The 13,033-nt window shown below is 65.1% G+C and carries 12 protein-coding genes; 7 read left to right on the top strand and 5 right to left on the bottom strand.

The features are described from left to right. Nucleotides 1-211: 211 nt before the first annotated feature. Nucleotides 212-460, top strand: coding sequence for a YMGG-like glycine zipper-containing protein (locus tag J8I29_RS27715; RefSeq protein WP_105862915.1), 249 nt, complete (start codon nt 212-214; stop codon nt 458-460). Nucleotides 461-612: 152 nt separating this feature from the next. Next, on the top strand, nt 613-1,131 hold the full coding sequence (locus J8I29_RS27710; protein WP_209434124.1) for a hypothetical protein: 519 nt from the start codon (nt 613-615) through the stop codon (nt 1,129-1,131). A gap of 73 nt (nt 1,132-1,204) precedes the next feature. Here J8I29_RS27710 and hflX read toward each other — a convergent pair whose 3' ends face one another. From hflX to J8I29_RS27685, 5 genes are all read right to left on the bottom strand, one after another. Then, a complete protein-coding gene (gene hflX / locus J8I29_RS27705; RefSeq protein ID WP_181161214.1) occupies nt 1,205-2,530 on the bottom strand; it encodes a GTPase HflX in 1,326 nt (441 codons plus the stop codon). A gap of 86 nt (nt 2,531-2,616) precedes the next feature. Beyond that, nucleotides 2,617-2,874, bottom strand: a complete 258-nt coding sequence (hfq, locus tag J8I29_RS27700) for an RNA chaperone Hfq (RefSeq protein WP_068290859.1) — start codon at nt 2,872-2,874, stop codon at nt 2,617-2,619. Between the two features lie 229 nt (nt 2,875-3,103). Continuing rightward, nucleotides 3,104-3,964 carry a D-amino-acid transaminase gene (locus J8I29_RS27695; RefSeq protein WP_105862912.1) on the bottom strand — a complete coding sequence of 287 codons (861 nt, stop codon included), beginning with the start codon at nt 3,962-3,964 and terminating at the stop codon, nt 3,104-3,106. A 122-nt stretch (nt 3,965-4,086) separates the two neighbouring features. After that, nucleotides 4,087-5,682 carry a CYTH and CHAD domain-containing protein gene (locus tag J8I29_RS27690; protein ID WP_209434123.1) on the bottom strand — a complete coding sequence of 532 codons (1,596 nt, stop codon included), beginning with the start codon at nt 5,680-5,682 and terminating at the stop codon, nt 4,087-4,089. A gap of 166 nt (nt 5,683-5,848) precedes the next feature. Further along, on the bottom strand, nt 5,849-6,586 hold the full coding sequence (locus J8I29_RS27685) for an SDR family oxidoreductase (RefSeq protein WP_209434122.1): 738 nt from the start codon (nt 6,584-6,586) through the stop codon (nt 5,849-5,851). A 297-nt stretch (nt 6,587-6,883) separates the two neighbouring features. On the opposite strand from J8I29_RS27685, the gene J8I29_RS27680 reads away from it, so the two are divergent. The 5 genes from J8I29_RS27680 to J8I29_RS27660 all read left to right on the top strand — a co-directional run bounded on the left by J8I29_RS27680 (nt 6,884) and on the right by J8I29_RS27660 (nt 12,981). Then, a complete protein-coding gene (locus tag J8I29_RS27680; RefSeq protein ID WP_209434121.1) occupies nt 6,884-8,002 on the top strand; it encodes a lactonase family protein in 1,119 nt (372 codons plus the stop codon). Between the two features lie 74 nt (nt 8,003-8,076). Then, nucleotides 8,077-9,528 (top strand): FGGY family carbohydrate kinase, encoded by a 1,452-nt coding sequence (locus J8I29_RS27675; protein WP_209434120.1) that lies wholly within the window; start codon nt 8,077-8,079, stop codon nt 9,526-9,528. Between the two features lie 86 nt (nt 9,529-9,614). Continuing rightward, nucleotides 9,615-10,505, top strand: a complete 891-nt coding sequence (locus tag J8I29_RS27670; RefSeq protein WP_209434119.1) for a sugar ABC transporter substrate-binding protein — start codon at nt 9,615-9,617, stop codon at nt 10,503-10,505. Next, nucleotides 10,502-12,055: a sugar ABC transporter ATP-binding protein gene (locus J8I29_RS27665; RefSeq protein WP_209434118.1), complete on the top strand. Its 1,554-nt coding sequence runs from the start codon at nt 10,502-10,504 to the stop codon at nt 12,053-12,055. The genes J8I29_RS27670 and J8I29_RS27665 overlap by 4 nt, the downstream gene beginning before the upstream one ends. Beyond that, nucleotides 12,052-12,981 carry an ABC transporter permease gene (locus J8I29_RS27660; RefSeq protein WP_209434117.1) on the top strand — a complete coding sequence of 310 codons (930 nt, stop codon included), beginning with the start codon at nt 12,052-12,054 and terminating at the stop codon, nt 12,979-12,981. Before J8I29_RS27665 ends, J8I29_RS27660 begins: the two co-directional genes overlap by 4 nt. Nucleotides 12,982-13,033 lie beyond the last annotated feature (52 nt).

Raw genomic sequence — 13,033 nt, 5'->3', positions numbered from 1 at the left:
TTCCGCGAAAGTCAGGAAATCCAGCTATTTCGGCCGCTATTTACGTCAATTCAGACAGTAAATCCTCCGAAAATACCATTCCGGCCAATCGCCATTAATATATTTGTCTGAATTTTGTCTGGCCAAGCCTTTCTTCTGTCCGATTCGGAACCAACTGTTAATTTTCAGTAAATGAGCCATTCGTCGTAGCGTAGCGTAAGGATGCTCAACCATGAAGAGACTTCCCGGGTTGATCCTGATCACCGGCCTTGCCGTCAGCACCGCTTCCTGCAGTTCCAGCCCGGCAGGGCGAGCCTTCAACGGCGCCCTGATCGGCGGCACCAGCGGCGCCATCGTCGGCAGCCTGGTCGCCCGCCAGCCGACCACCGGCGCACTGGTCGGCGGTGCCATCGGGGCGACCACAGGCGCCGTCGTCGGTCTCGTCACAACGCCCGAGCCGGCGCGAACCAGCTGGTTCTGAAGCCGGCGTTCCAAGCTCCCGGCTAGACTACAGGCCTCTGTGCGCCAGCCGGACGAAGGCATATTGGTACCAGTCCGCCCTGCATTTGACCTTCGGGCCCGCCGAGCGTCATAGTCCGGCTGTCATTGTGCGGCATGAGCGGAGCGCCCTCGATGTCGAGGCTGGTCACGGGTTTGGCGGGAACCATCATTCTGGCGATCTGGCCGGCCCTGTCCGCAGTCCCCTCGGAACTGGCGCCGTGGCCGCCACATGATCCCGGCCAGCCCGAAGCGAGCATAGCCATTACAAAGGAGTGGATTACTTCCCTGCGGGAGATCCACGACTTCGCCGGGCTCCAGAAGGCGGCCGGCTCCGGCGGCAGGCTTCTTGCCGTCGAAGCCGATCCGGAGACGCCGCGCGCGATCTACGGTTGGAAGGGACTGGACGGTCGCGGACAGATGAAGGTCTTCCTCTACCGCACCGGAGATTTCGGCATCGCGGCCAGCCCCGCGGACGGAGCGGGCGAAATCACCCTGAACAATGCGGGGGCCTTCGTCTGCCCGACCTGCTCGCCGCCGGTCCATGCCTGCGGCCGGCGCCCTTCCTGGGTATCGCACAGCGTGCATTGGGACGGATCCGACTGCCACTGCACCATCACCGGGCCCCAGACGATCCGCCCGGGCCCGTGTTGACGGCAGCCTCAGGCCATTGGCCGGGCGGAGTTATCGAGAATCAAAGGCTGTCGAACCATTGTGAGCGCTCAGCTCACTCAACGGCCGAGATCCCGAACCGCCGCCTTACCTGTTCCGCCCGCTCCGGCGCAACGCGAATCGAGACATGGGTGACGCCGTCCTCGTCGGTCTCGCGGGCCAGCACATCCGTATTGGCATGGAGCCAGGCAAGGCCTGCTCCGTCCGCCGGTGGGATGTCGACGGAAAGCGTCAGCCGCCCGGCGGCAACGACCGCCTCGACCCGATCGAGCAATGCCGGCACCCCTTCGCCAGTCACGGCGGAGACCACGATCGGACGATTTTCGCCATCGCGGCGCGACGCCGTCAGCAGCGCCTCGCGCGCGGGAGCCTCGAGCAAATCGACCTTGTTCCAGACCTCGATCACCGCCTGCCCGGTGCCTTCCTCGATGCCGAGGCTGTTGAGGATGGAGCGAACATCGCTGGCCTGGGCTTCGGTATCGCCATGGGAAATATCGCGCACATGCAGGATGACATTGGCCTCCAGCACTTCTTCCAGCGTGGCCCGGAAGGCGGCGACCAGCATGGTCGGCAATTCGGAGATGAAGCCCACCGTATCCGACAGGATGGCCTTGGTGCCATGCGGCAGCTTGAGCGCGCGCAACGTCGGATCGAGCGTGGCGAACAGCATGTCCTCCGCCAGCACCTCGGCTCGGGTCAGGCGGTTGAACAGGGTCGATTTGCCGGCATTGGTATAGCCGACCAGCGCCACGATCGGATAAGGCACCTTGCGCCGGCTGACGCGATGCAGAGCGCGCGTGCGCTTCACCTGTTCCAGTTCGCGCTCCAGCTTGACGATACGGTCCTGCAGGAGGCGCCGGTCCGATTCGATCTGGGTTTCGCCCGGACCGCCGAGGAAGCCTCCGCCGCCGCGCTGGCGTTCGAGATGGGTCCAGGAGCGGACCAGACGCCCCTTTTGATAGTTGAGATGGGCGAGTTCGACCTGCAGAGTGCCTTCCTTGGTGCGCGCGCGCCGGCCGAAGATTTCGAGAATCAGGCCGGTTCGGTCGATCACCTTGGCGCCCCAGGCCTTTTCGAGATTGCGCTGCTGCACAGGCGACAGGGCGCAATCCATCAGCACGAGGGTGATGTCCTCGGCCTCGACGACGGCCTTGATCTCATCGACCTTGCCCTTGCCGATATAGGTCGAAGGGCGGATTTCGCCGAGCGTGACCACGACGGCGCCCACCACATTGAGATCGATGGCGCCGGCAAGACCGACGGCTTCGTCGAGCTTGGCTTCCGGTGATCGTACGAGGTCGCTCTCGCTCCGGCGAGAAAGCACCGGAGCGACGACGAAGGTCCTTGTGCCGGAAGCAACTTCCAGCTCATGCGCATCGATGCGATGCGCCGGATCCTTGAGAGTATTTGCTGTCAAACGTCAACTTTCGGGCGGGAGCGCTCCCGCCACCGCCGATACGGCAAGAATCAAAGCTTGTCCGCGCCTTCGATCTCACCGCCTTCGAAGAGCTGGACGGGATGGCCCGGCATGATCGTCGAAATCGCATGCTTATAGACCAGCTGGGAATGACCATCGCGACGCAAAAGCACGCAAAAATTGTCAAACCAGGTCACAACGCCTTGCAACTTCACACCATTCACCAGGAAGATCGTGAGCGGGATCTTGTTCTTGCGGACATTGTTGAGAAACGTGTCCTGTAGATTTTGGGTGCGCTCCGCCGCCATAATACCCCCGAAACTCCTTGACCGCGGTTGATCCGCGGACATGCACAAGCAAAATCAGCCAACGCTGACGCGCCTGCCTTTCATGCAATTATCCTACATAGTCGACGGGGATGCCGCGTCGCGCAAGCAAAAGTTTGCAATCGCAACACGTCATTCCGCGCAATCTGTCGGAATGATCGCAGATGGAGGTCAAGCCATCATCTGTCAAGCAGCAATGGTATGTCAAACGCTAAAGTGAACGCTCGGCCACCTCGTGAAAACGCGCCCGCAACCGCGCGGTGAGAGCCCCCGGCTTGCCATCGCCGATCACCGTGTCGTCGATGCGTACCACCGGCATGATCAGCGCCGTTGCCGCCGTCACGAAGGCTTCCTTGGCTGCCTTGGCTTCCGCCAGCGTGAAGGGCCGTTCGCTGACCAGCAGATTGTCGCGCCGCGCAAGGTCCAGCAGTGTGGTGCGGGTCACGCCACGCAGAATGCCGCTCTCGGCGGGGCGCGTCAGCAAAGTATTTTCGCGGGTGATGATCCAGGCATTGCTGGCCGCTCCTTCGGTGACATAGCCGTCCCTGTCGACGAACCAGGCCTCCTTGGCGCCGCGCTCCTTGGCCCGCTGCCGTGCCAGCGCATTGGGCAAAAGGCCGGTGGATTTGATGTCGACCCGCTCCCAGCGATTATCCGGCAGGCTGATCACCGAAATGCCGTTGGCGGCGCCGGCCTCGGCCTTGCTGCGGTCGACGGAGCGGGCGGTCACCACCAGAGTGGGCGGCGTATCCGGCGCCGGAAACACGAAATCGCGCTTGGCGGCGCCGCGCGTGACCTGCAGATACACCAGGCCGTCGCGCACGCGGTTGCGCCGGACCGTCTCGCGCAGAATCACTTTGAGCGCCCCCTCCCCGACCGGCATGCCGATGCCCAGTTCGGAAAGCGAGCGCTTGAGGCGGGCAAGATGCCGGGTTTGGTCGACGAGCCGGCCGCCGAAAACCTCGCAAACCTCATAGACCCCGTCGGCAAACTGGAAACCACGGTCCTCGACATGCACGCAGGCGTCGCGCAGCGGCACATAGATCCCGTTCACATAGGCGATGCGGCTCATGACAGCCTCAGGAAAGCATCGACCGGACCGGGCGGCAAAGGCCGCCACCAGGACCCGGCCAGGATTTGGCAACTCAGACGGTGTGCCGCAGATTCAGGTCAGTGACAACCCGCGATCGGCCATCACGGCAGCCAGAAAGGCGCGCCCTGGGCAAACCGCTTCCAGAGCTTGTGCAGCGAGCCGGCGGCGAATTCCTTGTCGCGGGTCTGCCAGCCGGTGATCAGGCCGGCACCCCGATGCAGGGCGGCATCCTGCGTGTCATCGGTGAGCATGGCCAGCAGGCCGCCCGTCGTCGCCGCGTCATTGGCCAGACCGAGCCCTTCCTGGAGGTCCGCGAGCCGGGCAAGATAACGCTGCGCCTCCTCCTTGGTGTCGAAGACGCCGCGGAAGAATTCGGCGCCGTAGCGCAGCTTCTTGAGCACGAGCCGCAACTCGTGCTGGGCCACCGGTTCCAGCCGCCTGAAATGCTTCCCGCCTTTCAGGGCTTTGCGATGCAGCCGCTCGAGCGCCTGGCGAGCGAACTCATCCGCCGTCTGCGCCAGGATGCCGAGCGAACCGCTGGCGATGTCGTTGCGCCAGGCGCGTCTTTCGACAGTGCGCCCGAGCGTCAGCAGGAAACGATTGTAGCGGGCACCGGCGAACAACTCGCGCAGATGCTCATAGCCATGCAGCCGCCGCGGCTCGACATGGGCCCGCAAGGCGGCAAAGGCCCTCTCGTCTGGGCAATGTGTTTCAATGCCCGGAATGGTATCCACCACCAGCACATCCCAGTTGCGCACCGGCCCCAGTGTGGACGCCAGCCACTTAGCCTCGACCGCCAGCAATGCGAGCGTGGGTGAGCCGATCTGGCGCTGGAGGATCGAAATCGCCGTGCGCATGCGCCGCAGCGCCACCCGCATCTGGTGCACGCCTTCCGGCGTCCTGCCCTCCTCCACCACGGCCTGATTGGCCACCATGTGGCGCTGGCAGTCGCCGAGCAGCTTGGCCACGATCTCGTCGACATTGTCGGCGGCACCGATGCTGCCCTTGCTGGCCCGCACGCCCGCGGCGGGCGGATCATAGGCGAGCCTGTAGCCGCGATCGGCCTTGGCCAGCGTGCCTACGCGAAGGGGGGCGACATCGAGCAGGGCCAGGGCAACGTCGTAGAGGGCACCGGCGTCGCCGCCCTTGAGTTCGAGCTCGAGTTCGCTGATGGCCTCGCGGCGCTCGCCGGCCCGAATCTCGCCCTGATCGAAGGCAAGCTCCAGATTGGCAGCCGGCAGGTCGAGCGCCTGGATGCGCCTGCGAAACTTGGTGACGAAAACGGGCTCGAGCACGCCGTTGCCGACGCCATCCATTCCGATTTCCAACGCCGCGGGCGGCAGCAGGGCCAGATCCGGCTCCAGGCTCGGCACCGGCACTTCCCATTCATGGCGAGCCAGAGGATTGGTGCCGTCGGCCGGACGTTTCAGAGTCTGAATGAAGCTCTTGCCGCTCTTGCGTACCCTGAGGGCGATCCTGTTGCGATAGAGCTGGCGGTCGGGCGTGTCGTAATAGGCATTCTCGAAATTACGGAAGACGCCGCGATTGCGCGCATGCTGGGCAATGACCGGCACCGACGCCAGGGAATCGAAGCTGCCGGCGGGCGCCAACAGCTTGAGCTCGATCTCCCGATTGGCAGCCGGGGCCGGCAATGTCTGTGCGGGCACTACCGGTGCGGGTCTACTGCCTGTTTCCACGTCCTTACTCCGAGAGACGCCACCTCCAGGCCGACCGGGCCACTCGATGACAGTTTCATGACGGAACGGAGCTATGGCAGATCGGATTGTCACATACTACCAACGGCCAGGGCTAAATTTAGCCTCGGCCGAGGGTGCAAACCGCCGAAAATTCGGCCCACCGGCTTCAGCCGGTCCAACCGCCGTCGATGATATGGATCTGTCCGGTCGTGTAGGTGGCACCGGCAAGATAGACGACGAGATCGGCAATCTCCTCGGGCTGACCGATTCGCCCGATCGGCTGGCGCGCGATGAAAGCGGCGCGTGCCGCCTCATAATCGCCCGTCGCCTCCAGCCTTTCGCGGAGGGAGGGACTTTCGACCGTGCCGGGCGCGATGGCGTTGCAGCGTATGCCCTTGGCGACATAGTCGGCTGCCACCGATTTGGTAATCCCGACCACGGCGGCCTTCGAGGCCTGGTAGGCGAAACGATTGGGAATTCCCTTCACCGACGAGGCCACCGACGACATGTTGATGATGCTGCCGTCGCCACGCTCCAGCATATGGGGCAGGAAGGCCCGGATCATGCGAAACATCGCGGTGACGTTGAGGTCGAAGGCGAAGTTCCAGTCCTTCTCGCTGCATTCGAGAATGGTGCCGGCATGCACCACGCCGGCGCAATTGAAGAGAATGTCCGCCCGGGGGCCATGGCGCTCGGCAAAAGCGGCGATTGCTTCCGGCGACAGCACGTCCAGCCGCTCGACGGCGATGCCTTCAATCCCGGCGAGATCCGCCAGCTTGTCCTCGGCAATGTCGGTGGCGACCACACGTGCCCCGGCACGGGCCAATGCAATCGCCGACGCGCGGCCGATTCCCTGGGCGGCTGCGGTGACGAGGGCTGTCTTGCCCTGCAGGGATTGGGACATTTCACTCTCCGTGGTCGAGTTCGGGCTAATGCCGGTTCATCGTTCAATAGACTTGGCGTATGGTTCGGTCGACTTGGCGCGTGGGCTTGACGTGCAATTTCAGGCAGGCCGATACACCGACCGATTGATACCTGCATTTGTATGATTTATTCAAATGCCAATCGTTGCAGGTTGTGAGCGGCACTCCGGTTCTCATCCCGAAAGGGCATGAACCTACCTCTGGCCCGGTTGCCCGGGCCATCCCTGTCCCATATGGTCGGCGCCGCATCGAGTTTCTGAGTCTGACAAGGCGGGATTATGTCCGAGCAGCGCACCTATCTCTATGTCGGCGGCCCCACGCGGCCCACGCCATACTATCCGACCCACAACGCCAAGGGCATATCCACTTTCTCCTTCGACCAGGCTACCGGTGCGATTGCGCCTGTCGGCCTGATCGAAGGCATCGACAATCCCACCTGGATCGGCGTCGATGCCAAGCGCAAGGTCCTGCATGTCAACAGCGAAGTGTTCGGCTGGAACGAGGGCACGGTGTCGGCCTATGCCGTCGACCCCGCAGACGGCACGCTGAGCTACATCAACAAGCAGCCGACGCTGGGCAGTATCGCAGCCTTCAACAGCCACGACCGCAACGCCAACTTCCTGCTCGTCGCCAATTACAGCCTGACCTCGGAAGGTGAATTGCCCAACAAGGCGATCGCCGTGCTGCCGATCCGCGAGGATGGCGGCCTGAAGGCGGCGGTCAGCGACGCCGCCCATGCCGGCACGGGACCCGATCCGGAGCGGCAGGAGCGCCCTCACCCCCATTGCGTGCGCGTTACGCCGGACAATCGTTACATCGTGGTTGCCGATCTCGGGCTCGACCTGCTGGTGGTCTATCGTTTCGATGCCCAGACGGGCGCGATCGCCCGCGCCGGGGCCGCTTCGGTCCCGGCCGGCGCCGGCCCGCGCCACTTCGTCTTCCATCCGCGCGGCAATCTGCTCTACGTCGCCAACGAACTCGATTCCACCGTGTCCTCCTTCGCCTTCGAGGCGGACCAGGCCAAGCTCACCTTGATCAGCACGATTTCCGCACTGCCTGAATCGGCCGGATCCGGCAGCTTCTGTTCGGAAATCGCGATTTCCGGCGACGGCGCCTATCTCTATGTCGGCAATCGCGGCCACGACAGCATCGGCATCATCGCCCTCGACAGCGAAGGCGGGATGGAGCTGGAGCACAACGTGCCCTGCGGCGGGCAGTTTCCCCGCCATTTCGCCATCGACCCCTCGGGCAACTTCCTGGTGGCAGCCAGCCAGAACAGCGACAAGCTCGTCGTCTTCGCCATCAACAGGGAGAGCGGTGAGCTGACCCCGACCGGCACCGAAGTCCAGATCGGCACGCCGACCTGCGTGGCTTTCCTCCAGATCGGCGAAGCCTAAGGCGTTTCTCCACAAGCCGGCATTGCGAACGCACCGCCATTGGTCGCGGCCATCGGAGCCCTTGGAAGCAAGACGTGGGCAACAAGCTTCTCATTCTCGATGTGGGCTCCACCGCCCTCAAGGCGGTGCTGTATGACCGCACCGCTACGGCCGTGGCCTCGGCAACGCGACCCCTGACCACGCAGACCCGCTCGGACGGCTCCGTCGAGCAGGATGCGCGGGAATGGTGGGCCGCAACGCAGGCAGCGGTGAGCGAGCTGCCGTTCCGGGCCGATGTCTGCGCGATCGGCCTGGCGGGCTCCATGCAGAATCTCATCGCTCATTCCTCCGCAGGCGAGCCCACCGGCCCCGCGATACTCTATTCCGATCGCCGCCTCGACCAGCAGGAAGTGGCGGCATTGGGCGACCGGCTTCCCGACGATTACGGCCGGCGCACCGGCAATCACCTCGATCCAGCCCATTCCATCCTCAAGCTGATGCGGCTCGAGCGCTTCCTTCCCGGCCTGCCGCTCGATGCCGTCGCGGGCTTTCTCTTCGGGGCCAAGGACGCGGTGATCCGGCGCCTGACCGGGTCCAGTGTGATCGATCCTACCACGGCAACCACCACCGGGCTCTACAACATCGCCAGCGGTACCTGGGACGAGACCTTGTTGGCGGCGGCCGGCGTCGGGCCTGCGCAGATGCCGAAAATCCTGGCTGCGGACGCGCTCGCCGGCCAGCTGACGGCTGAGGCCGCTGCCGTCCTCGGCCTGCCGCGCGACATTCCCGTCTACAATGGTGCGGGCGATGGCGCAGCGGCGACCTGGGGCGCCTTCGCCGATGCGCCCAACACTGCCTATGCCTATATCGGCACGACCGGCTGGGTTGCAGGCACCATGGACCTTGCCGATGCCCGCCCGCCACGCGACAGCTACACACTGGCCGATCCCGTCGAGGGCGGTCGCGCGATCGTCATCACGCCCTTCCTGTGCGCCGGCGCGGCGCTCGACTGGCTGAGCGACCTCACGTCGTTGCCGGTGGAGGCGCTGCTTGACCATGCCGCGGCCGCTGGCGAGGCGCCCCATCCGCTGTTCCTGCCCTATCTCTTCGGCGAACGTTCTCCCTTCGAGGATCGCTTGGTTCGCGGCGCCTTCCTCGGCCTCGATCGCGGTCACGGCCCCGGCGCATTGTGCCGCGCCGTGCTGGAGGGTATCGCCCTTGCCATCCGCCACAATCTGGAAGCCGCCGGCCTGCCATGCCAGCCGCTGACGGTGATCGGCGGGGGCGCCCGCAGCCCGTTGCAGCAACGCTTTTTGGCAGATGCACTGAACCGGCCCGTGATCGTGCCGGCCGCCAGCCAGGAGATGCCGGCGCTTGGCATTTACCGCATGCTCGCCCCCAGGCTCGGCTTCGAGCCCGTGCGAGAGCGAGCGGGCAGCGTCACGGTCGAGCCTCATCCTTCTCGCGCTGAAGCCGCGGATCGGCGCTATCACAGCTACCACGCCGCGTCGGATTTCGCGCGCGAACTGCCGCGGACTATGCCATAGCAACGCAAAGAAACTGCCCGGGAGATCGGCCCGGGGAACAAGGGTATCGGGGGATCCACGTGAAGATCGGTGTTTCAATCTTGGCCATGACCTTGGCCAGCGTCGTCGCAAACGCGGCCCAGGCCGAAGATATCGCCGTACTGACGCCCTATATCAGCTCGGTCGCCACCAACGAGATCGTCGAAACCTTCAAGAAGGACGCCGCCGGCAAGGGCTGGAACGTCAATGTCGTCGATACCCGCGGCGACCTTCAGCAGCTGGCGAGCCGGGTCGAGGACGTCACCAATGCCGGCGTCAAGGCCATCGTCCTGGTCAGCGTCGACCCCAAGCAGATCGGCGATCAGGTCGCGGCCGCGGCCGCCAAGAAGATTCCCGTCTTCGCCCTCGACGGCGCCCTGGCACCCGGCGTGACGGCCAGCATCGCCACCGACAATTTCGCGCTCGGCACCATCCTGTCGGACAAGCTCTTCAAGCAGTTGGGCGGCAAAGGCAATATCGTCAAGTTCTACTATTCGGCCCATCCCGGCGTGCATCAGCGCGAACTCGCGCTCGACAAGGCGCTGGCGGCCAATCCCGGCATCAAGGTGATCGCCGAGCATTATGTGAAGGTCCCCGGCCCGATCGACGATTCCCGCCTCGCCATGGAAACCTTCATTCGCCAGCACGGCACCGAGATCGACGGCGTATGGGCCGCTTGGGACGAGCCGGCGATCGGCGCCCTCCTCGCCCAGCAGAGCGACGCGCCCGATTCCAAGATGGTGATCGCGGGTATCGACGGAAATCCGCAGGCCGTGGACCTGATCAAGCAATGCACCGACTTGATCGCCACCGTCCGCCAGGATTTTCCGGGAATCGCGCATAGCGCCGTGACGGAAATCGCCAACGTGCTGGAGGGCAAGCCCGTCAGCAAACAGGAAATCCAGGTCGAGGCCAAGGTCGTCGACCGGGCAAGCCTGGGCGCGACTTGTCCGCAATGAACCAGCCTCCCGGCCGTCCCGTGCCGCGGCTCGAGATCACCGGCCTGAAAAAGCATTTCGGCGGGGTACGCGCCCTCGATGGCGTCGATCTCAGCATCGCGCCGGGCCGGATTCATGCCTTGCTGGGCGAGAACGGGGCCGGCAAGTCCAGCCTGCTCAAATGCCTGTCGGGTGTCTATCGGCCCGATGGCGGCGCGATGCAGCTCGACGGGGCCTCGTACGCTCCCGCGGATCCCAGGGCAGCCGAGGCGGCAGGCCTGCGCTTCGTGCATCAGGAACTCAATCTGGTGCCGGGTTTCACCGCCGCCGAAAACGCCTTTGTCGGCCGGCCTTATCCGCGCCGTTTCGGCCTGATCGACCGGCAGGCCATGCATCGCCGCCTGGCGGCGATACGCGACAGGCTCGGCATCGCCCTGCCGCTGAATGTGCCGGTGCGCCATCTCTCGGTGGGCCAATGCCAACTGGTCGAGATCCTGCGAGCCTTGATGGACGAGGCCCGGATCCTGGTGCTGGATGAACCGACGGCCTCCCTGAGCGAAAGCGAGGCCGGCATCCTGCGAAAGGTGGTCGCCACTCTCGCGCAGGCGGGATGCGCCGTAATCTTTGTCTCGCACCGCATGGAGGAAGTTTTCGAACTCGCCCAGGATTACACGGTGCTGCGCAACGGCGTCACCGTCGGCCAAGGCCTGATCGGCGAAACCACGCCCGACGCCGTCGTGGCGATGATGGCGGGCGATGCCCAGCTCCGCGACGCCGTTCCGCCTCCGGCAATACAGGCCGGAAAGCTGCTCGAGCTCGACGGTTTTTCCCCCTCGCCCCGGCACGGCTCCCTGCATCTGCGCGCCCATGGCGGCGAAATCATCGGCGTCTACGGGATCGTCGGCAGCGGACGCTCCAGCCTTTTGAAAGCGCTCTGGGGCGCGATGCCCCAGGCAAGCGGCAAGCTGTCTCTGGCCGGGCGCCCGCTGCCGCCGCGCGGCATTCCCTCCCGCATTCGCTCGGGCGTTGCCTTTGCGCCGGAAGACCGCCGCGGCAGCGGCCTGGTGCTCGGCCAATCCATTCTCGACAATGCTGCCCTGCCGCGTCTTTCCGACGGTCGCGCCGTGGCCGGCCTGCCCTTCCTGTCCTGGCCCGCCCTGCGGCGCAATGCCGGGACGATGCTGGAGCGGCTCGCCGTGCGCTACAGCCGCCTCGCCGACCGTATCGCCACCCTGTCCGGCGGCAATCAGCAAAAGGTGCTGATCGGGCGCTGGTTCAGGCCGGGCCTGCGCCTCTTCCTGCTGGACGAGCCGACGCGGGGTGTCGACGTCCGGTCCAAGGCCGAGATTCACGCCCTTTGCCGCCGGCTCGCAGGCGACGGCACCCTGATCCTGTTTGCCACCAGCGACATCGAGGAACTGTTCGCCCTGGCCGGGCGCATCTTGGTGATGGTCAAGGGCGAGATCGTACTGGACGCTCCGACCGCCGGCTTGACCCGCCAGCAGGTGCTCGCGGCAACCTTCCGCACGGCAAGACCGCATCGGGCCGATCATTCCCGGAGGACAGCTTGAACTTCACCGCCCGCTACGGCACGCTTTTCGGCCTTTTTGTCATCCTCGGGGTTTTCGCGGCGCTGTCGCCGGGCTCCTTCGCTCAGGCCTCCAATCTGATCAACATCACCCAGCAATCTTCGCTGCTGGCCATCGTGGCGCTCGGCGCGACCTGTGTGATGGTGCTGTCGGAATTCGACCTCTCGGTCGGCGCGGTGGTATCCTGGGCCGGCATCCTCGCCGTCAGCCTGTTCGCTCAAGGCTGGGGCATTCCGGCCACCGTTCTCGCCACGCTGCTGTCCTCGGCGATGGTCGGGTGCATCAGCGGCTATCTCGTTTCACGCCTGAGGGTGCCGAGCTTCATCGCGACCCTGGCCATCGGCACCGTGGTCGGCGGCTTCACCTTCTGGATCAGCGACGGCGCCACGCTGTTCGGCAACATCCCACCCGCGTTCCGTGGTCTCGGGCGCGGCTCGCTGGCCGGGGTGCCGGTGCTGACGCTGTGGGCCGTCGCCATGACGGCGCTCTGCGTCGTCCTGCTGGACTACACCGAGTCCGGCCGGCGCATGGCGGCCATCGGCGGCAATCGCGAGGCCGCCCGCCTGACCGGTGTGCCGATCGTGCGCAGCACGGTACTCGGCTTTGCGATCTGCACCCTGTTCGCCGGGCTTGTCGGCCTGCTGCTGGTGGCGAGGCTGGGCAGCGCCCACCCGACCGGCGGCAACGGCTTCCTGCTCCAGGCCTATGCCGCCGCCTTTCTCGGCATGACGGCTTTCCGCGGCGGCGACGCCAACGCGCTCGGCACCCTGCTGGGCGCGGTGATCATCGCCGTGGTGGCGAATGGCCTCACCATTCTCGGCGTGCCCAACTACATGCAGGACATCCTCACCGGCCTGATCATTCTGGCTGCAGTGCTGGTGCGCAATGTCGGGCGCGGGCGGGAGTAATGACGGCGAGTGTCATTCCGGACGCGCTGCAGCACGCAGTGATGCGGCGCAG

The sequence above is a fragment of the Labrys sp. LIt4 genome (assembly GCF_017813775.1).
Taxonomy (GTDB): domain Bacteria; phylum Pseudomonadota; class Alphaproteobacteria; order Rhizobiales; family Labraceae; genus Labrys; species Labrys okinawensis_A.
This window is presented reverse-complemented; position numbering and strand designations above follow the sequence as displayed.